Origin of the sequence: Akkermansia sp. (assembly GCF_020860705.1) — a bacterium.
Lineage (GTDB): Bacteria > Verrucomicrobiota > Verrucomicrobiia > Verrucomicrobiales > Akkermansiaceae > Akkermansia.
This window is the reverse complement of sequence record NZ_JAJBTT010000001.1, coordinates 47977-73325: the sequence shown is the minus strand read 5'-3', so window position 1 is coordinate 73325 and position 25349 is coordinate 47977. Positions and strand designations below refer to the sequence as shown.

At 56.2% G+C, this 25349-nt stretch carries 19 protein-coding genes; 10 read left to right on the top strand and 9 right to left on the bottom strand.

Going from position 1 to position 25349, the window contains the following annotated elements; genetic code table 11:
- The first annotated feature begins 35 nt into the window (after window positions 1-35).
- The 9 genes from rplO (at window position 36) to LIO64_RS00260 (ending at window position 13632) form a co-directional block, all read left to right on the top strand.
- A complete protein-coding gene (rplO, locus tag LIO64_RS00300; RefSeq protein ID WP_012419978.1) occupies window positions 36-494 on the top strand; it encodes a 50S ribosomal protein L15 in 459 nt (152 codons plus the stop codon).
- A 164-nt stretch (window positions 495-658) separates the two neighbouring features.
- Window positions 659-2137 carry a preprotein translocase subunit SecY gene (gene secY / locus LIO64_RS00295; protein WP_290547458.1) on the top strand — a complete coding sequence of 493 codons (1479 nt, stop codon included), beginning with the start codon at window positions 659-661 and terminating at the stop codon, window positions 2135-2137.
- 38 nt (window positions 2138-2175) lie between these two features.
- The gene (locus LIO64_RS00290; protein WP_290547457.1) at window positions 2176-2826 is read left to right on the top strand and encodes a nucleoside monophosphate kinase; all 651 of its coding nucleotides are present in this window, start codon (window positions 2176-2178) and stop codon (window positions 2824-2826) included.
- A 13-nt stretch (window positions 2827-2839) separates the two neighbouring features.
- Window positions 2840-3637 carry a type I methionyl aminopeptidase gene (gene map / locus LIO64_RS00285; protein WP_290547456.1) on the top strand — a complete coding sequence of 266 codons (798 nt, stop codon included), beginning with the start codon at window positions 2840-2842 and terminating at the stop codon, window positions 3635-3637.
- A gap of 18 nt (window positions 3638-3655) precedes the next feature.
- Entirely contained in the window at window positions 3656-4729 is a 1074-nt protein-coding gene (locus tag LIO64_RS00280) for an acyltransferase (RefSeq protein ID WP_290547455.1), read from the top strand.
- Window positions 4730-4887: 158 nt separating this feature from the next.
- Window positions 4888-6450, top strand: coding sequence for an HD domain-containing protein (locus LIO64_RS00275; protein ID WP_290547454.1), 1563 nt, complete (start codon window positions 4888-4890; stop codon window positions 6448-6450).
- A gap of 35 nt (window positions 6451-6485) precedes the next feature.
- Window positions 6486-8573 (top strand): polyphosphate kinase 1, encoded by a 2088-nt coding sequence (ppk1, locus tag LIO64_RS00270; protein ID WP_290547453.1) that lies wholly within the window; start codon window positions 6486-6488, stop codon window positions 8571-8573.
- 87 nt (window positions 8574-8660) lie between these two features.
- Entirely contained in the window at window positions 8661-9956 is a 1296-nt protein-coding gene (locus LIO64_RS00265; protein WP_290547452.1) for a hypothetical protein, read from the top strand.
- 163 nt (window positions 9957-10119) lie between these two features.
- A complete protein-coding gene (locus tag LIO64_RS00260) occupies window positions 10120-13632 on the top strand; it encodes a VIT domain-containing protein (protein ID WP_290547451.1) in 3513 nt (1170 codons plus the stop codon).
- Window positions 13633-14006: 374 nt separating this feature from the next.
- Here LIO64_RS00260 and LIO64_RS00255 read toward each other — a convergent pair whose 3' ends face one another.
- From LIO64_RS00255 to LIO64_RS00245, 3 genes are all read right to left on the bottom strand, one after another.
- Complete coding sequence (locus tag LIO64_RS00255; protein WP_290547450.1) at window positions 14007-14981, bottom strand: glycosyltransferase family 2 protein; 975 nt, start codon at window positions 14979-14981, stop codon at window positions 14007-14009.
- Between the two features lie 496 nt (window positions 14982-15477).
- A complete protein-coding gene (locus LIO64_RS00250) occupies window positions 15478-16536 on the bottom strand; it encodes a glycosyltransferase family A protein (RefSeq protein ID WP_290547449.1) in 1059 nt (352 codons plus the stop codon).
- Between the two features lie 3 nt (window positions 16537-16539).
- Window positions 16540-17736, bottom strand: coding sequence for a hypothetical protein (locus LIO64_RS00245; RefSeq protein ID WP_290547448.1), 1197 nt, complete (start codon window positions 17734-17736; stop codon window positions 16540-16542).
- Between the two features lie 426 nt (window positions 17737-18162).
- On the opposite strand from LIO64_RS00245, the gene LIO64_RS00240 reads away from it, so the two are divergent.
- Window positions 18163-19239 (top strand): glycosyltransferase, encoded by a 1077-nt coding sequence (locus LIO64_RS00240; RefSeq protein WP_290547447.1) that lies wholly within the window; start codon window positions 18163-18165, stop codon window positions 19237-19239.
- A 177-nt stretch (window positions 19240-19416) separates the two neighbouring features.
- Here the strand turns inward: LIO64_RS00240 and LIO64_RS00235 are convergent, their stop codons facing one another.
- From LIO64_RS00235 to LIO64_RS00210, 6 genes are all read right to left on the bottom strand, one after another.
- Window positions 19417-19980 (bottom strand): DJ-1 family glyoxalase III, encoded by a 564-nt coding sequence (locus LIO64_RS00235; RefSeq protein WP_290547446.1) that lies wholly within the window; start codon window positions 19978-19980, stop codon window positions 19417-19419.
- 63 nt (window positions 19981-20043) lie between these two features.
- The gene (locus LIO64_RS00230; protein ID WP_290547445.1) at window positions 20044-21084 is read right to left on the bottom strand and encodes a biotin/lipoyl-containing protein; all 1041 of its coding nucleotides are present in this window, start codon (window positions 21082-21084) and stop codon (window positions 20044-20046) included.
- 85 nt (window positions 21085-21169) lie between these two features.
- A complete protein-coding gene (gene nagA, locus LIO64_RS00225) occupies window positions 21170-22318 on the bottom strand; it encodes an N-acetylglucosamine-6-phosphate deacetylase (RefSeq protein WP_290547444.1) in 1149 nt (382 codons plus the stop codon).
- Between the two features lie 64 nt (window positions 22319-22382).
- Window positions 22383-22631 carry a hypothetical protein gene (locus tag LIO64_RS00220; RefSeq protein WP_290547443.1) on the bottom strand — a complete coding sequence of 83 codons (249 nt, stop codon included), beginning with the start codon at window positions 22629-22631 and terminating at the stop codon, window positions 22383-22385.
- 27 nt (window positions 22632-22658) lie between these two features.
- The gene (locus tag LIO64_RS00215) at window positions 22659-23252 is read right to left on the bottom strand and encodes a peptidylprolyl isomerase (protein ID WP_290547442.1); all 594 of its coding nucleotides are present in this window, start codon (window positions 23250-23252) and stop codon (window positions 22659-22661) included.
- Window positions 23253-24003: 751 nt separating this feature from the next.
- Window positions 24004-25347, bottom strand: coding sequence for an MFS transporter (locus LIO64_RS00210; RefSeq protein WP_290547441.1), 1344 nt, complete (start codon window positions 25345-25347; stop codon window positions 24004-24006).
- Window positions 25348-25349 lie beyond the last annotated feature (2 nt).

Here is a 25349-nt window from a genome sequence, read left to right as displayed (position 1 = left end):
CGCCGCCTCCACGAAATCCAACCATTGTAAATAACATGTTACAGCTTCATACGATTAAGCCCAATCCCGGAGCCAAGCACCGCAAGAAGCGCCTCGGCAACGGGGAAAGCTCCGGTCTCGGCAAGACTTGCGGCAAAGGCAACAAAGGCCAGAAAGCCCGTTCCGGCGGCACGATCCGTCCGGGATTTGAAGGCGGCCAGATGCCTCTTCACCGCCGTCTGCCCAAGAAGGGGTTCAACAACACCCGCTTCCAGGACAAAATCCTCATCGTCAACCTCTCCCAGCTCGAACGCGTGTTTGAAGCCGGCGCTACGGTTGATGAAAACACCCTGCGTGCAGCCAAGCTCGTTCAAGGTCCCTGTGACGCCGTGAAACTTCTCGGCAACGGCACCCTGACCAAGAACCTGAACGTGGTCGTGGACTTCGTGAGCGCCAGCGCCCGCGAAAAGGTGACTCAGGCCGGTGGCACCGTCACCGTGCTTAGCGAAGCCTAATCACATTTGGCGGACCGGGTCATGCAGCTTGACCCGGTTCGCATCATTGTGTTTACTGTTGCGGTTCCCATGGATGCCCCGGGTACAAGCCGCCGTGACAGGCAAGCCAAGCTGCGCGACAATTTTTATAATACAGGACCATGATATCCGCATTTGCAAACTCCATGAAAGTACCGGAGCTCAGGCACCGGATTTTGTTCACACTGGCGATGATCGTCGTCGTCCGCCTGGGGGTACAGATACCCCTTCCGGGCATTGACGTCATGGAGCTGCAGAAAGTGATTGAAGCCTCTGCGAACGCCAGCGGCCCGGGAGCAGGCCTGGCTACCGTGCTGACCATCTTTTCCGGCGGCGGTTTGCAGCAGTGCGGCATTTTTGCCCTGGGCATCATGCCCTATATCTCCGCTTCCATCATGACTCAGCTTCTTTCCGCGGTGGTTCCCCAGTGGGCCAAGATGGTGCGGGAGGAAGGCGGTCGCCAGAAGATGACCAAATGGACGCGCGCCATTGCCATTGTCATTGCCATCGTGCAGGGCTGGTTCCTCGTCGGCACGCTGGAACATCCGGACCGCCTGAAAGCCGTGGGCCTCAACATTCCTGCGGATTGCCAGCTCGTCATTGATCCCGGCATGCAGTTTGCCCTGATGACGGTGCTCATCATGGTGGCGGGAACCATGTTCCTGATGTGGATAGGTGACCAGATCACGGAGCGAGGTGTCGGCAACGGCGTTTCCCTCATCATTTCCGTCAACATTATTCATGCCCTTCCGGGTGCGGTGACCCTGGCCTGGAAAACGCTGGTGTACAAGGACGGCGCTGTCGTTCCGATGGGAGCCATGCTCCTCGTGGCCCTGATCGCCTTCCTGATTGTCGTGGTGGCCCTCGTTGTCACGGTAACGCAGGCCCAGCGGCGCATTCCCGTGCAATATGCCAAGCGGGTCATGGGCAACAAGATGTTTAACGGAGCCACGCAGTACCTGCCGCTCAAGCTCAACTACTCCGGCGTGATGCCCGTCATCTTTGCCACGGCCATCCTGTCCCTGCCGCAGGTGCTCTTTGCCCAGATCGCCCATTACAATACCACCCTGCAGTGGATCGCCACCAAGATGAATGACTGGATGAACCCTGCTTCCTCCGGGTACTACATCATTTCCGGCCTCATGATCTTCTTCTTCTCCTATTTCTGGGTGGCTACCATGTTCCAGCCCTCCCAGATCGCGGAAGACCTGAAGCGCAACGGCGGCTACATCCCCGGCATCCGTCCCGGCCCTCCCACCGCCCTTTTCCTGGACCAGACCATGCAGAGGCTGACCTTTGCCGGGTCCGCGTTCCTGACCCTGATCTACTTCCTGCCTTCCCTGCTGAACATCGGCGGTAGCATCCCGTACCTGGTTACCCAGTTCTTCGGGGGCACCAGCCTTCTGATTCTGGTCGGCGTGCTGCTTGACATGATGCGCCAGGTGGAAACCACTCTTCTTTCTCGCAACTACGACGGCTTCCTGAAGAAAGGCAAGCTGAAGGGCAAATACAGCCACATCCAGGGCACCGGCGCTCCCGCAGGCAGCCGCACGGTCACGGTCATGTGGGTTGTCATTGCATTGCTTGTTCTGGCCGGAGCCATCGCATACAATGCCATGCAGTAAGGAAGTTCCTCATCCCCCCTACGTTGGAAAGTAAAGACATGAAGGATCTCAAGCATTTCATTCTGGTTGGGGCTCCCGCATCTGGCAAAGGAACTCAGGGCCGGTTTCTGGCTGATACTTTCAACCTGAACTCCCTGAGCACGGGATCCCTGCTGAGGCGGGAAATCGAATCCTGCACGGAATTGGGACGCAAGGCCCTGGGCTATATGGACAAGGCCATGCTGGTACCGGACGAGATCGTCAATGACATGGTGCGCGGATGGCTTTTGGAAAGGGACAACGATGCGTGGTTGCTGGACGGTTATCCCCGCACGGTTGCGCAGGCGGAAGCCCTGGACCATTTTCTGAACCAGCGTGGAATGTCCGTGGACGTCGTCGTCTGGATGGACGTAGCCAGGGAACTTATCGAACAGCGCATCCTGCGCCGCCGGGAATGTTCCACGTGCGGTTATGTGGTGCAGACCCCGGAGGAGGTATGCTCCAAGTGCGGAGGCAAGATGGTCTCCCGCAAGGATGACAATGTGGAAGCCTTTGCGCGCCGCTGGAAAGACTTTGAAGCCATGACGCTGCCCGTAGCCAGATACTACGAAGCCCGCGGCCTGGTAGTTAAAATGACGGTGACTGAGGAACGGGAACCTTCCGAGGTTTTCCATGATCTGGTCCGCAGGCTGGAAGAATACCGGCAATAGAAAAGCGAATCCCATGGCAGAACGAATCTACATCAAGTCTCCCGGCGAAGTTGCCAAGATGCAGAAGGCCGGAGCTGTAACGGCGGAAATCTTGATGGAGATCGGGGCCGAGGTCCAGGCGGGCCGCACCACGCGGGAGATAGACGACATTGCGCGTGAAATTTTTAAAAAGCACAAGGTAGGCAATGCGTTTTACCAGTACCGAGGGTTTCCGGGCCAGCTGTGCATTTCCATCAATGAGGAAGTAGTGCATGGCAGCGCTGGCCCCCGCCGCATTCAGAACGGGGATATTGTGAGCCTGGACGTGGGCGCCATTGTGGACGGCTGGTATGGAGACAACGCCATGACCGTGCCGGTAGGCATGGTGGATACTGAAAAGCTGCGGCTGCTGGCCGTGACGGAGGAATCCCTGTTCCGCGCCATTGAACTGGTGAGGCCGGGCGTTCCGCTGGCGGATGTTTGCGCGGCTGTAGAAGGCTTTGTGCGCCCCCGCGGGTATACTGTCGTCAGGGACTTTGTAGGGCACGGCATAGGCCGCCATCTGCATGAAGAACCCCAGATTCCCAATTACCGCCCCCATTACAAGCTTCCGCGCCTGAAAAAGGGCATGGCTCTGGCCATTGAGCCGATGGTGAATGCCGGGAGGCCTTCCGTTAAAATTCTGGATGACGGCTGGACGGTCATCACGGCGGACGGCAAGCCCTCCGCGCACTTTGAGCATACGGTCATTGTCACGGACGGAGCTCCCCTGATTGTGACGGAGCGCCCGCGCATTGCGCTGCCGGAGCAGCTCGGAATCGCTCCTTTGTAATTCCAGCCCCATATGGGAATGACGCAGACTGCCGCCCCTATTCCCGAGCCCGTAATTCTGGAAAAGACGGCCACCCGCCGGATGGTGTGGGTGGATGTAGCCCGCGTGATCGCCTGCATCCTGATCATTGCGAACCACATGGCTTTTTATTCGGCGGAGCTGTACCGGTGGATATGGGCGGAATTCCTGGCGGCCCGCACGCCCTTTTTCCTGCTGGTGGCTGGTTATTTTGTAGGGCGCGGTGCCTTCGGTCCATTGGACGGGGGGAGCCTGTTCCTGTGGAAGCGCAGCTGGTTCCTTTTCCGGCCGTACCTGGTGTGGTGCCTGATGGCCGCCGTCCTGATCGGGTGGTCTCCCCTTCATGAATATTACGCATCCTACCAGCCCATGTATGCATGGCTGAAGGGGGAAGCCGGCAGCGGCTTCTGGCCCGCTCTTGCGGCATTCGGACGCTGCCTGGGTATTGCCGGGCACCCGGTGGACGCTCCCATGTGGTTCCTGCGGGATATCATCATTTATACCGCCGTGGCCCCCCTCCTGTACCGGCTGGGGAACTACCTGCTCTGGGTGGGGCTCATCATGCTTTCCCTGAACTACTTTGCGCTGGACTTGGCGGATCATGACTATCCCATTGCCAACAGCCTGGGGTTTTTCCTGCTGGGCATGTACATTTCCCGGTATTCGCTCCCGTTCCTGACGGAAGCCGTGCACCGGTATGCGGTCCCGTTCCTTCTTGCCACGCTGGCTCTTACCTGGTGGCTGGTGGGCCACCGGGAGCAGCACAACTCCATGCTCATTGCGCTGGGCATGCTGGGACTGATGTCCCTGGCCATTCTGTTTACGGAATGGTTTCCGCGAGCGGCCAAATGGCTGGCGGGACTGGCCCCGGCGTGCTTCTTCATCTTCGGAACGCACTACATTGTCATCATCCTGCTGCGGGAAAGCGGCTGGATTACATGGAAGGGAGTGGCCTGGGACGTCTTCTGGCTTTGCCTGGTGCCCGTTATCTTTTCCGTGCTGGCAGGACTCTTTTTCTGCATGAAGCGGTTCGCCCCCCGCCTGGTTCCCTTGCTGGGAGCTTACCGGAAATAGCCGTTCTGCAAGACCGTTCCGCCGGACCGGAAAAGGAGCCGCGCTTCTCTCTTGCTGTCAAAAGGCAAATTCCTTATTCTACCCCTTGCGGGAATGGGTGGTTTGGCGTTTTTGTCACGCTGCCATTCTTGCCCCACGGCTGGGAAACAATACATGGTATGGCAATGACTCAAGGCGAGCAGGTTCACGATTCGGAATTATCAACGCAGGCGGTGATCTACCTGGGGCCGAGCTCCATGAGCCTGATGGTGGCTGAGGTGGTTCAGGACAGGATCCGGCTGCTGGATTTTCTCCAGCAGCCCGTGCCCATGGCGCGGGATATTTTCCGTTTCCGCCGTATTTCCCGGCATACCATGGACCGCTGCGTGCAGATCATCGGCGACTATCTGGAAATTCTCAAGGAATACGGGACCGGCAGCAGGCTCTCCGTCCGGTTCATGATTTCCAACATCATTTCCGAGGCGGACAACGTAGACGTGTTCGTCAACCGCATGCATGTGGCCCACGGCCTGCGGGGGCGCCGCATTGATGACGGCAAGATGACGCGCCTTATTTACGTGAAGGTGCAGGAAACGCTGGCTCAGTACCCCGGCTTCAACAAGAAGAAAGTGCTCGTGGTCCATACGGGGCCGGGCAATACCCGCGTGCTCCTGTTCCAGAAGGGGCGCATCGTGCGCTATTCCTGCTACCGGCTGGGGACGCACCGCACGGGTGAAGCCGTCGGGGAAATTGAATACGGGGACGATGTGGCGGAACTTTCCCTGCTGCGGGAACACATGCGCGGGCAGGTGGACCAGATTTGCCTGGATTACGGAGGCGTGAAGGGTCTGGAAGGCCTCATTGTCATTGGACAGGAAATGCAGCAGCTCCGGGAACGCCTGGATCCGACGCCGGAAGGCAAGGTGGCGTGCTCCGCCCTGGTGGCGGAAGCGGAACGGATGTCCCGCACCACCCTGGAACAGCGCATGAACGTTTACGGGGCGGACTTTGCGGGGGTGGATTCCCTGCTGCCCGCCGTGCTGATGACGGAGATGATTGCCCGCAGCCTGAATCTGAATGACGTGATCATTCCCGGAAGCGGCTATGACGAGGAATTTTCAAGCAGCCTGATCCGGGCGGAGCAGCACCCGGGAGACCTGGAAGCGGAAGTGCTCCACTTCGCCGGCATCCTGGCGGACAGGTACCAGGCGGACAAGGGGCACCGCGAGCATGTGGCGCGCCTCTGCATGGAAATGTTTGACCAGCTCCAGGACCTGCACCGTCTTTCCGAGCATGACCGGCTGCTGCTGGAGGTGGCCTCCATCCTGCATGAGGTGGGGTCTTTCATCAGCCAGCAGGATCACCAGCTCCATTCCCAGTACATCATCCTGAACAGTGAAATCTTCGGCCTTTCCCGGGACGACGTGGAAACCATTGCCCTGCTGGCCCGCTACCACCGGCATGAGGTGCCCGCCAATTCCGACCCCATGTACGGGGAGCTGGAACTGACGGACCGCATGCGCGTGGCCAAGATGGCTTCCATTCTCCGCGTGGCGGATGCCCTGGAGCGCGGCCATGCCCAGCGCGTGAACGGCGTCAGGGCGCACATTCACGGGCGCGTGCTTGAGCTGGAGCTTCAGGGCGTGCGGGAAACCGCCGTGGAAGACCTGGCCCTGCGGCTGAAAGGCGACCTGTTTGCGGACATCTTCGGTTATGACGTCGTGCTGGTGCCCCAGCGGTAGGCTGATTCAAAAAACTCTCATCCTTTATTTTCTCCATGTCGAACGAATATATCAATAGAGAACTTTCCTGGCTGGAATTCAACCAGCGAGTGCTGGACCAGGCCGTAAGAACGGATCTTCCGCTGCTGGAACGCTTGAAATTCCTGGCTATCACCGCTTCCAACCTGGACGAGTTTTTCATGGTGCGCGTAGGGGGGCTGCAAATGCTGCGGCATTCCGGTTCCCGCGTGAAGGATATTTCCGGATTGACCCCCACCCGCCAGCTGAAGAGCATCCGCTCCCGCGTGGGCCGCATGATTGAGGACCAGTACCGCCTTTTTCATGAGGAAATCCTGCCGTGGATGGAAATCAACGGAATCAATCCCCTGGCTCTGGAAGACCTCAGCACCTCCCAGAAGCTGACGCTGGAACAATACTTCAACAACCAGATCTTCCCGCTGCTGACGCCGCTGGACATGGATGCTCCGGAGGCCCCCGCGCTCCCGTCCCTGAAGCTGCTCATGGGCGTGGAACTGCGGGACAATGAAACCGGAGAAAGCCGCGTCAGCGTGGTGGCCCTGCCGGACGGCCTGCCGCGGCGTGTGCCCGTTCCTTCCGCGGAAACGGAACGCTACGTGATGCTGGAAGATTTGGTCCGGGAGTGCGTAGGCACCGTTTTTCCCGGAGAAACCGTTCTTTCCGCGGCGGTGTTCCGTGTTACGCGCAATGGAGACATTGCCGTGCAGGAGGAAGACGCCCTGGATCTGGCGGATGAAATGGAAGAAGTGCTGGTGGCCCGCAAATTCTCCGAATGCGTGAGGCTGGAAATAGAATCCTCCGCTCCCGCCCCCCTCCATGACCGGATCATGCAGATCGTCGGCGCAGGAAAGGAGGAGACCTATGACCTCAAGGGCCCTCTGATGCTCTCCGACTTCATGGAAATGGCCTTTGCCCCCGGCAATGACCAGCTTAAAGTGGAGCAGTGGTCCCCGCAGCCGTCCCCTTCCGTGGACCCTGCCGTCAGCATCTTTGAAAACATGGCCAATGGGGACATTCTGCTCAACCATCCCTATGAAAGCTTTGAGCCCGTCCTGCGCCTGGTGGAGGAAGCCGCGGAAGACCCGAACGTCATTGCCATCAAGCAGGTGCTGTACCGCACCGCCAAAAACTCCCGCATCGTGGCCGCCCTGAAAAAGGCTGCGGAAAGCGGCAAGCAGGTGACGGCACTGGTGGAATTGAAAGCCCGGTTTGATGAAGCGCGCAATCTGGAAAAGGCGGAGGAATTGCAGCGTTCCGGCGTGCAGGTGGTTTATGGCGTCAAGGGACTGAAGACCCATGCCAAAATCTGCCTGGTCGTGCGCCGGGAGCAGGGCATGCTGCGGCGTTACTGCCATTTCGGCACGGGGAATTACAATGAAACCACCGCCAAGATTTACACGGATATTTCCTACCTCACCTGTGACGAGCAGCTGGGGGCGGACGCCTCCCAGTTCTTTAACTCCGTGACGGGGCGCACCAAGCTCATGCGTTTCCGCAAGCTGTATCCCTCCCCGGCGCTGATGAAGGCGCGTCTCATTGAACTCATTGAAGGAGAGGCTGAACGTGCCAGGCAGGGGGAACCCGCCCGCATCTCCGCCAAGATGAACAGTCTTCAGGATGTGGAAATTATTGATGCCCTGTACAGGGCCGCAGACGCCGGAGTGGACATTGAGCTGAATGTTCGCGGCATCTGCTGCCTGAAGACGGGCCCGCGGCCCAACGGCAAGGTTATCCGCGTGGTGAGCATTGTGGACCGCTATCTGGAACATGCCCGCATCTTTTTCTTCCACCATGGCGGCAACCACCAGCTCTTTATTGCCAGCGCGGACTGGATGACCCGCAACCTGGACAAAAGGGTGGAGCTCATGGTGCCCGTAACCAATGGAAAACTGGCGCGCCGCCTCAAGTCCATCCTGGACGCCTGTTTCAAGGACAACGTGCAGGCGTGCACGATTCTCCCGGACGGCACTTCCCAGCATGTGGTGCGCAAAAAGGGACAGAAGGCTTTCCGTCTGCAGCAGTACCTGACCAAGGAGGCGCGCCGCCTGGCCAAGGACAAGGAACGGGAACGCCAGCAGATGCTGGAGCCTCACACGCCGCATTAACCCGGTCCGGAGCGTCGCACGGGATGCGCGGCATCCTCCGGCATCCCTTCAACGGAAGCGCAAGCGAAACGTGTCTCTTCATGGGATATGTCAGCCCGTATTCTCTGTTTTCTTCTGGTAGTCCTGGTTTGGGGGCAGGACTTTGCGCGGGCGGAAGGTTCGGCATGGAAGGCGTCCGGTCCGGCAGGTCCCGGAGCTTCCAAACCAGCTCCTTCCCATCCGGCGGAAGACGGCTTGTACTCCCGCCTGAAGGAGATGCCCTATCTCTACAAAAACAAGGATGCGGAATTCCTGAACCAGTTCAAATTGCTGTTGACGGGGCAATACCAGGGGGCCTGGGTTTCCCCCTCCGGAGCCAATCAATTCCGGAAGGGGTCGCATGGCCGTGAGGACGAATGGCGGCGTCTCCAGGTGGGCTTTGAGGCCATTTTCTTCAAGAACCGCCTGACGCTGCACAGTTTGACGAACATGGGAGAGCTGGACGGCATGTACAAGGTGGAAAATGGCCGCTGGCGCAGGACGAAAACGGACTGGAGCATTTTTGAACTTTATCTGAAATACAAGGTCAATCCCTCCTTCTTCGTGCGCGCCGGGAAAATCACTACAAAGATGACTACGGAATTCCGTGAGACGGCCAGTGAAATCAAAACGCTGGAACGGTCTGACCTGGTCAATCAGCTGGGTACTATTTCCAACTGGGGAGTCGTCCTGGAAAATCCGCGGCAGGATGTGCCCGTGGGGTGGGAGGCGTCCGTTTTTCTGAATGACACCAGCAGCAGCCTGGCCCATGAAATCAGGTTTAACACGGAGGACAGCGCTTTTGCCAAGGCGTCCGTTGACTTGGACGCCCGCGGCTTTCTGCCGGGAGAGAAAAGCCGCGTCTGGCTGACGTATGCTCATAATTTCACTCATTACGCGGGGCGCCCCCTGCCGGAGGATTCCTATTACTCCGGGTTGGGAGCCCGGGATGTGGCGGCAGTGGACTGGGTTATGTCCCGGGGGAAATTTTCCATGGTAACGGAACTCATGGCCGGGTTCAATGTAGTAGGAAACGCCTTGGGAGAGAATGTTGGCGGCCTGGTAGTACTGCCTTCCTACAGGTTTTCTCCCCATTGGGAAGGAGTATTCCGCTACCAGCTTTCCCATGGCAGGGACGCCGTGAAAATGTACGCCCGTTATGTTCCTGCGGTGACCACGTATCCCAAATGGGTCAGCACGATGAACTCCTTTTACATGGGCCTGAATTATTACTTTTTCCCGGAAGATCCGGACATGCTGAAGCTGATGGCGGGCGGGGAATATACGACGACCGGCGGGGCGCCGGAAGGTGCCAGGTGCTTCAGCGGCTGGACATGGTTTGCCGCTGTCAGGTTTCACTTTTGAAGAAGAGGGGCGGCTTCCTTGCTCTCCGGAGGGGTAGTCCTTTGAATTCAATAACGGAAAGGTCGTTGATAACAAATAGTTTGCCACGGACTTTTCCTTATGGTAGGAAGAGAGGGATGGGAAAAGCCTGTTTTTCCTGTCACCCACCCCTCCCCCTCCTCCTATGATGAATTTTTTATCTTCTTTTTGCCTGTGCATTCTTGGCTGCTGTATTTCGCTGGGCCAAACGGCTTCGTTACGTTCCCCCGTTCTTCCACCTCCCTCCATGAAGGTGGAATGCCGGGGGGGGGAGCGTCCCGTTTCCATTTCCCGGGCGGAAATCAACTCCCGGGTGATGGATTTTCTGTCGGAAACGGAAGTGACGCTTGTCTTCCACAATCCCAACACACGTGTGATGGAAGGGGATTTGACGTATCCGCTTCCCGCCGGAGCCACCGTACAGGGGTATGCGCTGGACATTAACGGCCGCATGGTGGACGGCGTTCCCGTGCCCAGGCAGAAGGCGCGCGTGGCGTTTGAAGAGGAAGTGCGCCAGCAGGTTGATCCCGGTCTGGTGGAATGGTCCGGCGGCAACATGTTCAAGACGCGCGTATATCCCATTCCCGCCGGAGGCACGCGCACCGTACGGTTGCGTTATTCCACTGTACTTCCCATAGATTCCTCCGGGGTTCCATCCCTGCAGCTTCCGATGAATTTCAAGGAAAGGCTGGATTCCTTCAAGCTGAGGGTGGAAGTATTCAGCGGCCGGAAGCCCGTCATCGTCTCTTCGCCTCTGGACAATGTGGAATTCAAGGACTGGCGCAGCGCCTTCCTGGCGGAGAAGGAGTGGAACGGCCTGTCTCTGACGGAAGACCTGTTCATCTCCCTGCCGCGTGCGCAGGGAAAAGAGGCAGGGAAAGCGAAGGTATTTGTGGAGTCTTTTGACGGGAGGGACTATGCCGCCGTGATTATTCCCCGGCCTGTGCGGGCAGACAGGAAGAGCGGCGTGGAAGCCGCGCCCACGATGGAGCTGGTTTGGGACGCTTCCGGTTCCATGAAAGAAGCGGATGTTCCGAAATTTCTGGATTTTCTGAAACGGTATCTTGCCTGCGGCAGAACGCAGGGGCAGCAAATCCGAATCAATCTGACTGTCTTCCGGGACCGGATCATGCCGTCAAAAACATTCGAGGTGACTCCGGACAATCTGGATGAACTGGCCCGCGAACTGCTGGCTCTGGACTATGACGGCGCCACTTGTGACTGGAGTATTCTCCGGGAAAAGCTGAACGCTCGTTCCGGGGCCTGGGATTGCCTGATTGTCAGCGATGGATTTATCAATTTCAGCCCTTTGCCGGAAAAGAAGGGGATTAATTCCGCTAAAACCTTTGCCCTGATGGTGACTCCGCGCAAGGATGCAAATACGTTCATTCGGATGGGCATTCCTGTGGTTGATTTGGCCAGTCAAACGGTGGAGCAGGCGATGGAGCGTCTTGCCGGGGAGGAAATTCCCATCCGTTATATTGACAGTGAGAATATGCCCTGGGGAGCGTTTGTAAGGTATGATGCTCCTGGAATGCCATCGGATTCCGTCCTTTTGCTGGCGGAACTGGAGCCGGGTTCCTATTGCGGAACGGCAGAGGTTGCCGGAGTGGAAATTCCCGTGGCGGTGGATGCCTCCGGGGCGCTGCCCGGAACCATGCTGAGGGCCTTGTATGCCCAGGCAAGGCTCCAGGAACTTCTCTGCCAGTCCCCCTCTGCCGTGAGGGATAAAGCTGTCGGGAAACTGGGGATGGAATATGGAATCGTGACGCCCGGTACTTCTCTGCTCGTACTGGATTCTCTGGATCAATACCTGAAATACGGTGTGCGTCCTCCCGCTTCCGCTCCGGAATTGCGTGCGGAATATGATAAGAGAATGCTGAAACGCGGACAGGGGGAAGACATGGTTGAAGAGGCCGCAAGATTAAACCGCTTAAAAGAGTACCTTGCTTCCTGGAAAGAAATGCAGAAATGGTACGCAAGGGAATTTTTCAATCCGGAAGAAATGGAAAAGGTCTTGAAAGATGACCGGTTGAAACAGGCCTTGATTTATACGAGCCAGGGCAACGACCGGGAGGCGCTGGATATTTACCGGAAGGTGTTGAAAGAAGAGGGAAATAACCCTACGGCCTTGAAGGGCGTGGCGGCTATGGAAAAGCGCCTCAGGGAAAAAGAAGCGGAAGATAAAGAAGCAGCTGAGAAAAAAGCTGCCCGTGACAGGGAATTGGACAGGGAACCCGTGGATATAGCGGAAACCTTCCGCTTGGCATACGGTTTTTATGATCTTGGGGATTATGATAAGTCCCTTTTCCTGTTTAACAGGATATTGGAAAAAGATCCGAAAAATGTTTCAGCAAGAAAGGGGGTAGAGACGGTCACACACAGAAAAAGTGCCTATTACTCCGCAGCTTTTGATGAAAGCAGAAGTAATGCTCTGGCAGAAGTTGATTCTCTTTGGGAGCACCCGGTTCATTCTTCTTCAGAAAATGTCCTCCAGGAGGAGTCCGCCGTTGGTTCTGCCTCGTCACCTTTCTCGGAACCGGGGAGTACAGGAGCGGCAAGCGGGTTGCGTTTTTTGCCCCCTGCTTCCCCGGATCTGCTGGGGAACGAAAATCCGGCTCCAAATAATCAGGAGATAGACGGGCCCCTGTTTCTGGGAGGAGGAGAAAGTTTTACTGAATTAAAGGCGCGGGAACGAAATGCCGGCTCTGCTCCCGTGATGAACGTGAAGGCGTGGAATTCCAAGGCGCCGTACCTGGCCGCGCTGGATGCGGCGGACCGTCCTTTTGCGGTCTATATGAAGCTCAAGGAAAAGTACGGGGAAAGCCCCGGTTTTTACATGGACTGCGCGGACTGGTTTGCCGGAAAAGGAGACAAGGCCCTGGCTGTTCAGATTCTGTCCAACCTGGCGGAACTGGAACTGGAAAACCGTTCCCTGCTTCGGATGCTGGGCTACAAGCTGCGCTACATGGGAGAACTGGACCAAGCGAAATTCATTTTTGAAACCGTGAAAGACCTGTTCCCTGAGGAACCGCAGTCCTACCGGGATCTGGCTCTGGTGCTGGATGAGCTGGGGGAAGCCCAGAAGGCGTTCGACATGTACCGTGAGGTGCTGGAACGCCCGATGTCCAGCCGCTTCACCGGAATAGAGCAGATTGTCCTGGTGGAGCTGAACCGGCTCGTTTCCCGGAGCCGGGCGGCAGGGGTGGAACTGGATACCGGGGGAATGGATCCCGCATTCCTGCAGCCGGTGGAGGTTGATTTACGCGTGGTCATCAACTGGGACACGGACGTGTCAGACATGGACCTCTGGGTAACGGACGTTAGGGAGGAGAAATGTTATTACAGCCACAAGCGGACTTCTTCCGGCGGTCATTTGTCCCGCGATGTGACGCAGGGCTATGGCCCGGAAGAATACTTGATACGCAAGGCCCTGCCCGGTCCCTATCAAATCCAGGCGCATTATTACGGCACCCGGTCGCAGAAAATGCTGGCCCCGGTTACTTTGTACGCGGAAGTGTACACGGATTACGGCCGTCCGCAGGAAAAGCGGAAAACGCTGGTGTTCCGCCTGAATGAGAAGAACTGCATCGTGGATGTGGGAAAGGTGGCGTACGGCCAGGCGCTCCCGGGGGAAGATGTGCGGGATTCCAGGTGAAAGCCGGAGAAACCCGGGCGTCCATTGCTGAAAAACGGTTGAAGGATGCCAGGCGTAAACAGGAGAACATCCCCCTGGAGAAGGACAAGGAACGCCAGCAGATGCTTGAACCGCAGGTGTTGTATTAGGCCCATGGGAGAGGAATGATGTGGCTGAGGGTGGCGGCTGGTTGTCTTTTGGCGTGGCCTTCTCCTTGTCCCGGTTGTTGGAACGGTGTTCCGGCATGATGGCCCATGATTCCTGTGCCAGATCTTTCTCTTTGGCATAATGCAAGTATTACCCGGGCCTAGATACGCGGAACGCGCGATTAAACTGAACAATCACGTTTTATATTGTGCCGACACGCTCTCGTGAAACCATCCGTCTCTTGCCGTTTATTTTCCGGCAATGCGGCAAAGAATTGTATGACGCATCCATGAGGGAAGAACCTTCCATAGCCGGAGGATGGCCCGTTTTTTAGAGGAAAGTATATGTTCTGCAAATGAAGTGGGCAGGAGGGAAAAGCAATGAGCCAGGGCAATATTCTTAGTAATTCCCTTGGAACTCATGGAAATATGGCCTCTCAGTTCATGAGCGAGAGTGAATACCCAAGGATCCATGGTATCCCTTTCTCCGGATTCATCCAGGATTTCCACCAGTTTCTGAATCATTTGAGCTATTTTAAAGCATTTATTCAAGTCTTTGCCGTCTGTGATGGAGCCGGTTCTGCAAACATAATAGTAGCAGACATAGGTGTTGCAGACGATCTTGTTCGCATGCAGGGCCAACCTCAGGCACCAGGGCCAGTCTTCGTGAAGATACCCGTCATCAAAGAAAATTTTGTTTTCCAGCAGCCAGTCGCGGCGTACCAGCTTGTTGCATCCTGAAATGTAGATATCAAGTATCCGCAGGGCATGCAGAATTTCCTTTCTACCCTGTAGAACCGTATTCTGCATGTGGCATATTTGATGATCAAGCGGTTTGTCTTCCTCATCTACTTGCAGAACTCCGCCTATGGTGACGGGAGCATCTTCCGCTTGAGCCAAATTCAGGAGAGTTTCCAAGGCGTTCGGGGCAATGTAGTCGTCACTATCCAGGAAATAGATGAATTCTCCCTGAGCATGAGTAATTCCCGTATTTCTGGCTGCGGATAACCCTTGATTCCGTTCATGGGAAATAATGCGTATGGTTTTATTTCCCGACCAGGTTGACGCTATTTGCTCAATAATGGAAAGGGTATTGTCCGGAGACGAATCATTGACCACAATGATTTCAATATTGTTCAGAGTTTGCCCCAGAACGGAATAGATGCAGCGTTCAACGTATTGCTGTGTTTTATAAGCGGGAATAATGACGGAAATCTGAGGCATGGGAGATCTTCTTTTCCCATCAAAGCTGTTTCTGTGTCAAGAAAGATCATATTAATTTTCCAGGTTCTTCAGATATTTCGTTGTATGTAAGTCAGCGTCGCTGTCTTTGTACTGTGAGGAAAAGATGAAGGTATCCTGTGCAGATTCATTCAAACCCTGTCACGGGCGAAAGATGATGTTTTAGTTACGACAAGAAATGACAATTACCTGTTTTTCACGGGAGACAGTCTTTTTCATCGAGGAGCAGACTGCAAATTTTGATGCTCAATACGCCGTTTTCTTTCTTGCCCTGAATGTCCCGTTTGTTTTTAATTTCTATTGCTATTTGCTAATAGCAGTTTAATATTCAATAAGGAACTATAAATTTAAAATAAAAATTTTCCATGAGTTGTGGAAAGCAAGGGAATGGATGCATGTGTCCATTTGAATATTTCCTTCCGGAGTGTGTGTATGGTAAAATATACGGTTTCCGGGGTATGAAAATGGGAAAGCAGTTTCAGAATGAAATATTTTTGTGAATATTGTCAATCATTTCCAATAATTCCTTTGCCTGCATCCTAGCTTTGCGCCTCCAAGAAGGAATAGGGCACAGGGTAGAGATTTTCCGGATCATTCGGGCACGTTGTTCTATGTGCCGGAGCTTTTTCTTAAAATCGGAAAAACCGGAAGATTGTAGAAACACTTGGAAAGGGAAATGCAGGCCGGAGGCCAGGCATTCTTCAGAGGAAAAATGTGAGTTGAGGAAACGGCGGATAATGGTGTCCAGACGTTCTCCTTCTTCCGGGGAAAAAGGCATGCCGAGCAGGCGGAATTCAAAAGGTTCATGTTCAATGAAGCGGATGATATGCCCGGATTTCTTTTTCAGAAGATTTTCCCTGCTACCGTAGAATTCTTCAAGCAGGGAAAACCACCGGGGAACCATATCCAGGATTTTCGCCGTTTGATTCAGTATCTGGTGATGGTTGCCCTGCTGATGCTGGCGGTAATGATAGACGGCTTCAGGGCAGAAGGCTATTCTGTCCGTCAGGGCAAGCAGGAAATGTGAAAAGAGGCCGTCTTCGCAAGGCTGGATTCCCTCTGGAAATTTGAGCTCGTTTTTCGCCACCACATCCCGGCGCAGGAACATGCCCCAGGTAGGCAGAGCCGGTATTTTATCCATTGGAAATTGGCGGCACAACCAGCTTCCGACGACTGTCAGGCTGCTTTGCTTTTCATGGGAGATGGTAACGAGGCATTCGAGAAAATCCGGGGCAATGGAGTCGTCCGCGTCAATAAAACACAAATACTCTCCAGTGGCCTGCTGTATGCCTGCGTTACGAGCGGAAGAAACGCCTCCATTCTCCTGCTTCAGGTAGCTGATTCTTGAGTCAATAACCGTAAAACGGACGGCTATTTCTCCGGACGAGTCAGTAGAGCCGTCGTCTACAAGGATCAATTCCCAGTTCGTGAAGGTTTGTTTGCGTATGCTCTGCACGCATTCTTCAAGGTAACGTTCCTGATTGTAAACGGGAACGATGATGGAAACGCAGGGATGTGTCTGCCGGAGGGAGGCCATGGATCAATCTGTGGAAGTTGGATGCCAACCGGTGCGGCAGCCGTCCAGGGCCCGTTCCAGGTTGGCCTGGGATTGTTCGTCTATTTGTCTGTTCAGAAGGAGGAGATTCTGCTGCATCGCGGCGTATTCTGCGTTCGTTTGCGTGATGGCGCGGCGCATGGCGTTGCCGAGTCCCTCCTTGCCGTAGAGAAGGGCATTTTGAGCATCGAATCTGTAGAAAGAGGCAAATTTTTCATGGATGAGCGGAATTTTCGCGAATCCATAGATGAGCTGGGCTGATCCTGTGACACCGGTGGAAATGTAGCGTTCGTGAGCCGGATTGGTGGGATCCAGCAGGGGAAGGAAATAATCTGCCCGTTCCATGGCCGCGAACATGGAAGGAAAGTCAAGTTTTCCGGTGATGTTCAGGAAGGGGCGCAAATGTTCCGGTATTTCTCCCATTTCTCCTTCTCCCACGATGGTGACGGAAAAGTCCTTAAAGCCAGCATGGTAAAGCTCCGTAAGGGCTTCAAACAGCAGGCCGTGGTTTTTCCTTTCCGCGGAGAGTGCGCCTACGGTAATAAATTCGGGTTTCGGGTTACGGATGGTGATGGAAATTTGCCCGAACGAGTGGGGATTGACCATGATGCCCTTGTGGAAGGTGCCCAGTGTCAGCAGCCTGCCTTCCTGTTCGAACATTTCTTCCTTCAATCGTTCAATGTCCTTCAATTCGTGTTCCACGATCAGAAGGTTGCGGCGGTTCCTCAAGCCTGTTACATCAAGGGCGGAAGGCATCCCCGGCTTTGTATAAAAGAGGGAGGATGTAAAAATAATGGCTTCATAGCGGTTCAGGACCTCTTCCCTGTAAAGGCGTGGCCATAAGGTTTTCATGATGGTAAAGGCGCGTATTCCTTCATTCCCGGTGCGGCACAGGGGGAATTGGCTGCCCAGGGAATGGTGCATGAGCACATCCACACGGTACCCCATGGAGAGTAAAAGGGCACAAAAACCGGAAATAACTTCTCCATGGCAGTCGTTGGGTTCAAAAACGAGCACGGTACGTTCCGCTACCTCGTGCCTGCGCCATGCCTTTTCACTCCGGCGTGCCTCCTTGTCATAGTCGGACACATAATCCATTAGAAAAGTGCGCAGCTTTTTCCGGGGAGAGCGGAAGGGAATCCACATGGTCAGAAAACGGATCAGAGATATTAGGATGTGCATGGCTAATTTTATTTCAACATCTGGAAGAGGTCACAGGCATCCGGCTTTCCGGATAAGTTTTTCCTGATGATGGGAAAGGCGGGGGGCAGAGTCCGTCCCGGATACTTGATGAATTTCCTGTAGAACACAATATCAAAAATTTTCGGGCCCTCCCGTTTTTGAGACATCTACCGAAGTGCAGGGTTGATTCCGGGAATACGGCGGGGATAAGCTGATGCTTTTTTTGTTTCCGCTCACGGTTTGCTTTTTCCCATGCAGGGGGGCAAGGAGGTTCCTGCATGCTTCTTATGAGCATGGTACTGTCTGCTAGTGCCTGTGACGGGGATTTGCCATTGCGGTCATGCCGATTTTCATTAGAATGCGGAGAAGGAACGGCGCGGGATTTTCCGGTTCTTCCGGCGAACATCTGAAAAAACTGGCTTCTCTATGAATGATACTGTTTCCATTATTGTTCCCTGTTATAACGTGGCTCCATATGTGGATACCTGCATGAACAGCCTGGTGAACCAGACGCTAAGGGATATTGAAATTATTTGCGTTAATGACGGTTCTACGGATGGCACGTTGGCTGTGCTGCGCGGGTGGGCTGAAAAGGATGCCCGTATCCGGGTGATCGACCAGGGAAACGGAGGGGTCTCTTCCGCCCGTAATGCAGGGATGGCCGTAGCGGGCGGGGAATATATCGGCTTTGTGGATCCGGATGATTATGTGGATGCCTCCATGTATGCCCGGCTGGTGGAAACCGCGCGGCGGCATGATGCGGAGGTCGTGGCCTGTGGCTACGTTTTCTTTTCCGAGGAAGGCGGATCAGTGACGGAGGAAGGCAGATACGTTCCGGAAGAAGGTTTTGAACCGGATTCCGGAAATGCCCGTTTTAACGGGAATCCCGTATGGCGCCGGATGAGGGCTGAATTATGTAACAAGGTGTATCGACGAGAGGTCCTTCAACATTACGGGTTGCGCGTGAGATTGGAGTTTCCCGCGGGAGAAGATTACGTTTTCTGGATGGAGTTTCTTCCAAAGGCCTCCCGGCTGGCTGTCATTTCCGACCAGTTGTATTTTTACCGCAGGAAAAGAGCTGGGTCTCTCACTGATCTATGGGATGGAGATGGCGCCTTGCGCATGGAAAGGCTGGAATATATAACGGCCCGCTGGAAGGAACTCGGATGCTGGGAGGAGGCCGTCAGAAAGGGTTGGCTGGCGTATGCGATGAAGGACGGATTCCTGGCTTATGTCTGCTCCCCCAGGGAAGAGTTCTTTCACTTGGATGCCGAGAAGAGAGACGAATTGAGCAGCCGTTACAGGAAATGGCTGCAGGAGGCGGATATTCCTCTGGACAAGTGCGGCTTGGATCGGTGGGACTGCGCCTTTTGCCATCTTCTGGGAGAAGATTTGATCAAGGATGGTCCCTTCACTCGCCTTTACCACGCTCTGATGTCACGGTGCCGCGGAAGGAGAGGGCGTTATTACAGGCTCAGGGCGTTATTGTCCCGCTCTTCATGAGGCTGTATTCATCATTCTTCCATGTTATGAAAGCAGAACCCCATATGGAGGTCCGTACGGAGAATTTGCCTGTCTGGATCTTACAGAAGGATAGGGAAGGTTATCTGTACGGATGACAGCTCTACGGGTGGCGCTCCGGACGGCCTGTCCGGGATGGTGGAACATTTTTTGCGGAACCTATACTCCCATGTAGCACATCTGCTCCTTGAGCTGGGCCACCTGGAGGTCTTCTCCCAGGTATTCCCCGATGGAGTAGCCGAAGAGCATGGCGGCTCCGGGGCCGTTGGCGGTGAGCATGTTGCCGTCCAGCACCACGTTTTCATCCTTCACGATGTGGGCTCCGGCTTCGTTCAGTTCCCGGTAAACGTCCTGGGCCGGGTAGGCCGTAACGTTCCTGTCCTTCACCAGTCCGGCTTTCGCCAGAACGATGGGGGCGGCGCAGATGGCGGCCACCAGTTTGCCTGAGGCATGCATTTTTTTGACCAGATGGATGACTTCCGGCGTGTCCCGGAGCACCCAGGCGCCAGCGCCGCCGGGCAGGATCAGGGCGTCCAGCTTGTCGGCATGGAGCTTGTCCAGCATGGTGTCCGTGCTGACGGCCACGTCATGGGCGCTGGTTACCTTGTCAGACTGAACGCCTGCGAGGAGCACGTCCATGTTCAGGCGGCGCAAAATGTCCAGCGGGGCGATGAGCTCGATTTCCTCAAATCCGGGGGCGGCGAGAATGGCGACTTTTTTCATGCTTGATGAGACAGGGAAACGGAAGGGAGCGTTCAAGGAAAACGGTGAAAGCGGAGGGAGCTTCTACAGGAGGAGCAGCACCGGATTTTCCAGAAGAGTTTTGAATTCGGCGGCGATTTTGGACGCCTTGCTTTCCGGCAGAATGTTGGCGTTCACGTACAGGGTGACGGGCAGGATGAGCTTGGAGACGGGGCGTCCCGCCTCAATGCCCGTCTTCGGCGACGTGCCGCCGATGCTGATAATGCTGTGGGGCATTTCCGGGAGCACGGAACGCTGGGCTTCCACATTCACGCGGCTGTCGCAGAGCAGGATGTTGGGCGTGATGCTGCCCGCCGGGGGCGGTCCTTCCGCGCGAGCGGCCAGCCGTTCCATGGCGATGTTGTAAATCGTCTTGTCGGAGGCATTTTCAATAAAGACATACTTTTCCCCCTTGTCCAGCACCATCAGGAGTTCTGCGGCGGGACTCCCGGCCAGCCATTCCGGTTCACTGAGGCACGCTTTCACTGCAGCACGCACCACGTAGTCAAAGAGGCTGTAGCGGCCGCCGATGAGTTTTTCACACTGGACTGCGATGGGCGTGCTGATGGCGGCCAGATAAGCCATGTTCGCTTCCAGCGAATACAGGTAAAAGTTGTCTACCCGTGTGGCGTGGCGCGTGTCCCTGGGGGCCAGCGGGGTCTGCACCCGGCGGGCGGGACCGTCTGCGGAGCGGATGGCGGCGCGCACGTCCGCGGCCATGATTTTTCCACGGGGACCGGTGCCTGTCAGGCTGCCGGGGTTCAGTCCGGCTTCCGCAGCCAGCCTGGCGGCCAGCGGACTGCACTTGACCCCGGGGCACGGGGGGCAGTCACAGGATGCTGCGCCGAATTCCGACTGAAGCAGCGCAATGGGCGCCCCCACGGCGGCGGAGCCGCCTTCCGGCACCAGGATTTCCATCAGGGTTCCATCCTCGCATGCCTGGAGTTCCACATGGGCCTTGTCCGTTTCAATGTCGGCCAGATGGTCGCCCACTTCCACGAATTCTCCTATCTTTTTGACCCATCTCAGGACGATGCCTTCATGCATGGAGTCAGACAGGCGGGGCATTTCAATGGTAATAGCCATGGAGGTAAATATTGAACGTTGGAGTACGGTAAGAAGAGGGCGGCGCGCCGGAGGGTTCCATCCTCTCCGGCGCGCGGGTGCGCGGTTACGCGCTGTATTTTTCCACGCCGTCGATGAACACCTTGGCGGTGTTGAAATCATCGTCCAGCAGAACCATGTCCGCAGTGAAGCCGGGGGCAATCTTGCCCAGGCCTTCCAGGCCCAGGGATTGCGCCTGGTTCCAGGAGGTGGCCTTCACCAGGTCGCTGAGGGGCTTGCCGGTCAGGCGGTGCACGTTTTTCAGGCCGTGGGCGTATTTGAGGGTGCTGCCGGCCAGAGCGCCGGATTCCTGAAGGCGAGCCACGCCGTCCTTCACGATGATGGGCAGGCCGCCCAGGTCCCCGGGGCCGTCCGGCATCCAGGAGCAGGCCAGGGAGTCCGTAATCATCATCATCTGGTCCGTCTCCTTGTTCTTGAATACGGTTTTCAGCATGTCCGCGCAGAGGTGGATGGTGTCGCAGATGATTTCAATCTTGATTTCCCTGTCCAGCAGGCCGGAACCCACCAGGCCGATTTCACGGTGGTGCAGGGGGGACATCTGGTTGCAGTAGTGGGTCAGGTGCACGAGCCCTGCGGATTTTGCCTTGTTAAAGTCCGCATGAGTGGCGGCGCTGTGCCCGGCGGAGCAGCGGATGCCGCTGGCCGTGGCTTTTTCAATGAATTCCACAGCGCCGGGCATTTCCGGAGCCAGGGAGACCAGCAGTACTTTGGCAATGGAATTCAGGTTGGCTACTTCATCATAATCCGGCTGGCGGACAAAGGCGGGATTCTGCGCGCCGCAGCACTTGGGATTGATGAACGGCCCTTCCAGGTGAACGCCGGGCGTCTTGGCGAATTCCTGGTTCTTCATGTATTCCGCCACGGAGGCGCACACGTCTTCCAGTACCTTGGGGGACAGGGTGAGGGTGGTCGGCAGCCAGGAGGTGACGCCTTCCTTCATCTTGCATTCCGCAATGGTGCGGAGGCTTTCCAGCTTGGCGTCGCAGGTGTCGCAGCCGCCGGCGCCGTGGCTGTGGATGTCAATAAAGCCGGGAAGGAGCATCTTGCCTTCCGCGTCCACTACCTTGTCAGCGGCGGGGAGTTCGCTTCCTGCGGGATAGACGGCAGTGATGGTCTTGCCTTCGATTGTTACGGCAGCCCCGGGCAGGTCAATGCCGGGAGAGATAATGCGTGCGTTTTTAATGAGTGTTTTCATAAAATGAATGGTTGGTTGATGGATGGATTCCTGTCGTTGTTGAAATGATCAGGAGGGGATGATGTTAATCTGCCTTTTTGGAAATGACGAGCCATGACCAATGGCGGCAGCGCGGGCACCGGCCAAAGTTCCTTTTCCGGCCGGCCGATTTGTAAAGGATGCTGTATTTCCCGAAGGGTTCCTCCATGCCGCAGCGGTTGCAATGGATGACCCATCCGGGAGCTCTTTTTTCCCATTTGGCGATGTTCTCCGGCGTGGCTTCCACTTCCGGGGGAGTGAAAACCTGGTCGATGAACCGCCTGAGAATATTCATGCCGATGGGTGTTCCGGGGGGCCTGGTTTATTTGGCGGCGTCCAGCGTTTTGTTCCACTGGGCTACGCGGGCGGCTTCCGCTTTCAGCACGGCGTCCGCGGCGGCCTTGTCCAGAATGCGGATGTCCTTGATTTTGTCTCCCCGCACGATGGAATTGACCACGTTCTGCCCTTTCAGCACCTTGCCGAAGATCGTATGGCGGCCGTCCAGATGGGGCGTGGCGACGTGGGTGATGAAGAACTGGGAGCCGTTGGTGCCGGGGCCGGCGTTCGCCATGGAAAGCACGCCGGGGCCGTCATGCTTGAGGGCCGGGGAAAACTCGTCTTCAAAGCTGTAGCCGGGGCCTCCCATGCCCGTGCCGGTGGGGTCGCCGCCCTGGATCATGAAATCCGGAATCACGCGGTGGAAGGTAATTCCCTTGTAGTAGCCCCTGTTGATGAGATTCAGGAAATTGGCTACGGTGACAGGCGCCTTGGAGGGATAAAGGGCCAGTTCAATGTCTCCCTTGGTGGTGGAGATGACGATATTGACGTCCTTGAGGCTGGCGGTGGAGTCCGCAGAGGCGGAGAAGCCCGCGAGGGCGCACAGGGAGCACAACAGAAGGGTAAGGTACTTTTTCATGGCTTCTTGTTTCCCCCCTATGTTGCCGGAATAAAAGCGGGTTTGCAAGTAAATCGCGCGCCCTCGCAGGAGGCCGCGGCAAAATCGGCGGTAACCCGCAGTGGACGTGAAAATTTAGAAGGGGGGAATGCTCGTTCAGGAGGGAAAGTTGTCCGTGATCCGCAGCCATGAGGGGCGGGAGCCCCTCATTCCCAGGTGCCGGCAGCGCATTTCCGAGGGGGGTAGCCGTGAAGCGGCTTTTTTCTCATCAGCCTTCTGGGAACAAGGGCCTCCCGGCCCTTGCTCTCTATCGGAGTCTTTCTCCTGGAAGATCTTGTTTTGTATTTCGTTCAATTTTTTCCCCTCCTTTATCAAGAATCAAGTTACGTCAGCCCGGGCAGGGAATGATGCCGGGAGAAGGATGAAAGATTGCGCGTGATCCGCAGCCATGATGGGCGGGAGCCCCTCATTCCCGGGCGTCGGCAGTGTTTTTCCGGGGGGTAGTCACGAAGCGGCTTTTTTCTTGTCAGTCTCCTGGGAACAAGGGCCTCCCGGCCCTTGCCCTCTATCGGAGCCTTTCTCCTGGAGGCACTTGATTTATATTTTGTTCAAATTTTCGCCGTCCCTTGTTATCCTCACGGGCGCACCTTGCGAATCTCATGCTTCGCGCTTCATCCAGCAGGATCTTTATCCGGTTTCCCTTACCAGGTTCCGGTAAATCCATGGTGTCCTTGGTGTTTTTCCCTATCGTTGCCCGAAGGACCCGGTGATTTTAATTGATCCGCCCTGTTACGCGGGAAAACCGGAAGATCAACCAGGTCATGCCCAGGCTCAAGACTCCCATCACGACGAATTGCCAGGACGGGGGAATGACCAGCATCATGGCGTATTGGAACCCGACGGCCAGCAGCCCCAGCGCGCAGTCCACCAGGTTTCCGGCGGCAATCATGTCCCCGCGCTTGTCATTGTCCGCCCGGTCCTGGAAAAAAGCGTTCAGCGGCACCAGGAACAGGGCGGCGGAAATGCCCGCTGCCATCAGCAGGGCATAAAAGAGGTGGGAGGTCATGGAGACCGTGGACAGGGCTACGCAGCACACTGCCATCAGCGCGCCTCCCGTCACGGAGACGTTCATCCGGATGTGGCGGCGGCATATCATGGAGGCAAGGATGCCCCCCAGCACCGTTCCTCCGCTCATCCAGGCCATCAGCATGGCGCCCACGGAACTGAAATCGTCACTGCCGCCGGAGATTTCCTTGGCCATCTGGATGGTCATCAGCATGATCGTGCCGCCGAAGAACCAGAAGTAGCCGATGCCCATTTCACTGACGCGCAGGTTACGGTTGTTCCACATCTTGCCCAGCTGGTGGAAGTGTTCGTAAAACAGGGACCAGGAAAAGGGCCGGAAGCCCTCCGGAGCATACCGCGGCAGGTAGAAACTGGAAATGGCCACCGGAATGGCCAGAAGCAGGAACACCAGGCACGGGAAGGAGGCGGCATACCAGCCGTCATTGAGGCCGGAAGGTTTCAGCCATGTGTCAAACCACTGGAAGAATCCATCCCCCAGCCAGTGGTGCCAGATGGTGTCCGTGGAAGGTTCCAGCAGGTAGCGGAACCACAGGAAAACGCCAATCTGGCCGATGAGCAGGCTGAGGATGGAGGCCATTTCCACGATGCCGCTGGCAAAACCCATGCGGGAAGTGCCTACGATGTCCTTGACAATGCCCTTCTTGGACGGGCTGAAGATGGTGGCCTGCACCGCAAAGACGCAGAACCACAGGATGGCCCCGTGCAGGTTGTGGGTACGCAGGCTCCAGTACATGCCCCCCAGCACGCAGATTTGAAGCAGGGCCATGGATTGGATGATGCGCGCCTTGCAGAAACGGTCGGAGAGCCAGCCCACGAACGGGGAGAACAGGATGAAGGGAAGCACGATGATCGCCCCCAGCGGGTATTCCAGGTCTCCCTGCGTGCCGTACAGCCAGACGCCCAGGGGAATCAGCAGGAATTGAGCTCCCTTTTCGTTAAAGGAATTCTGCGCCTGGATCAGGACAAGCCGCCAGAAGGCTCCCCAGGGAACCTTTCCGGCGTGTCCGGGCGTATGGGGGGGATGATTCATGA

Coding starts and splice junctions, on each gene's coding strand:
- LIO64_RS00235 (WP_290547446.1), bottom strand. CDS start 19,980: ATGAAAAAAGTCGCCATTCTCGCCGCCCCCGGATTTGAGGAAATCGAG.
- LIO64_RS00210 (WP_290547441.1), bottom strand. CDS start 25,347: ATGAATCATCCCCCCCATACGCCCGGACACGCCGGAAAGGTTCCCTGG.
- LIO64_RS00240 (WP_290547447.1), top strand. CDS start 18,163: ATGAATGATACTGTTTCCATTATTGTTCCCTGTTATAACGTGGCTCCA.
- LIO64_RS00215 (WP_290547442.1), bottom strand. CDS start 23,252: ATGAAAAAGTACCTTACCCTTCTGTTGTGCTCCCTGTGCGCCCTCGCG.
- LIO64_RS00220 (WP_290547443.1), bottom strand. CDS start 22,631: ATGAATATTCTCAGGCGGTTCATCGACCAGGTTTTCACTCCCCCGGAA.
- LIO64_RS00290 (WP_290547457.1), top strand. CDS start 2,176: ATGAAGGATCTCAAGCATTTCATTCTGGTTGGGGCTCCCGCATCTGGC.
- LIO64_RS00245 (WP_290547448.1), bottom strand. CDS start 17,736: ATGCACATCCTAATATCTCTGATCCGTTTTCTGACCATGTGGATTCCC.
- LIO64_RS00280 (WP_290547455.1), top strand. CDS start 3,656: ATGACGCAGACTGCCGCCCCTATTCCCGAGCCCGTAATTCTGGAAAAG.
- map (WP_290547456.1), top strand. CDS start 2,840: ATGGCAGAACGAATCTACATCAAGTCTCCCGGCGAAGTTGCCAAGATG.
- rplO (WP_012419978.1), top strand. CDS start 36: ATGTTACAGCTTCATACGATTAAGCCCAATCCCGGAGCCAAGCACCGC.
- ppk1 (WP_290547453.1), top strand. CDS start 6,486: ATGTCGAACGAATATATCAATAGAGAACTTTCCTGGCTGGAATTCAAC.
- nagA (WP_290547444.1), bottom strand. CDS start 22,318: ATGAAAACACTCATTAAAAACGCACGCATTATCTCTCCCGGCATTGAC.
- LIO64_RS00265 (WP_290547452.1), top strand. CDS start 8,661: ATGTCAGCCCGTATTCTCTGTTTTCTTCTGGTAGTCCTGGTTTGGGGG.
- LIO64_RS00230 (WP_290547445.1), bottom strand. CDS start 21,084: ATGGCTATTACCATTGAAATGCCCCGCCTGTCTGACTCCATGCATGAA.
- secY (WP_290547458.1), top strand. CDS start 659: ATGAAAGTACCGGAGCTCAGGCACCGGATTTTGTTCACACTGGCGATG.
- LIO64_RS00260 (WP_290547451.1), top strand. CDS start 10,120: ATGATGAATTTTTTATCTTCTTTTTGCCTGTGCATTCTTGGCTGCTGT.
- LIO64_RS00255 (WP_290547450.1), bottom strand. CDS start 14,981: ATGCCTCAGATTTCCGTCATTATTCCCGCTTATAAAACACAGCAATAC.
- LIO64_RS00275 (WP_290547454.1), top strand. CDS start 4,888: ATGGCAATGACTCAAGGCGAGCAGGTTCACGATTCGGAATTATCAACG.
- LIO64_RS00250 (WP_290547449.1), bottom strand. CDS start 16,536: ATGGCCTCCCTCCGGCAGACACATCCCTGCGTTTCCATCATCGTTCCC.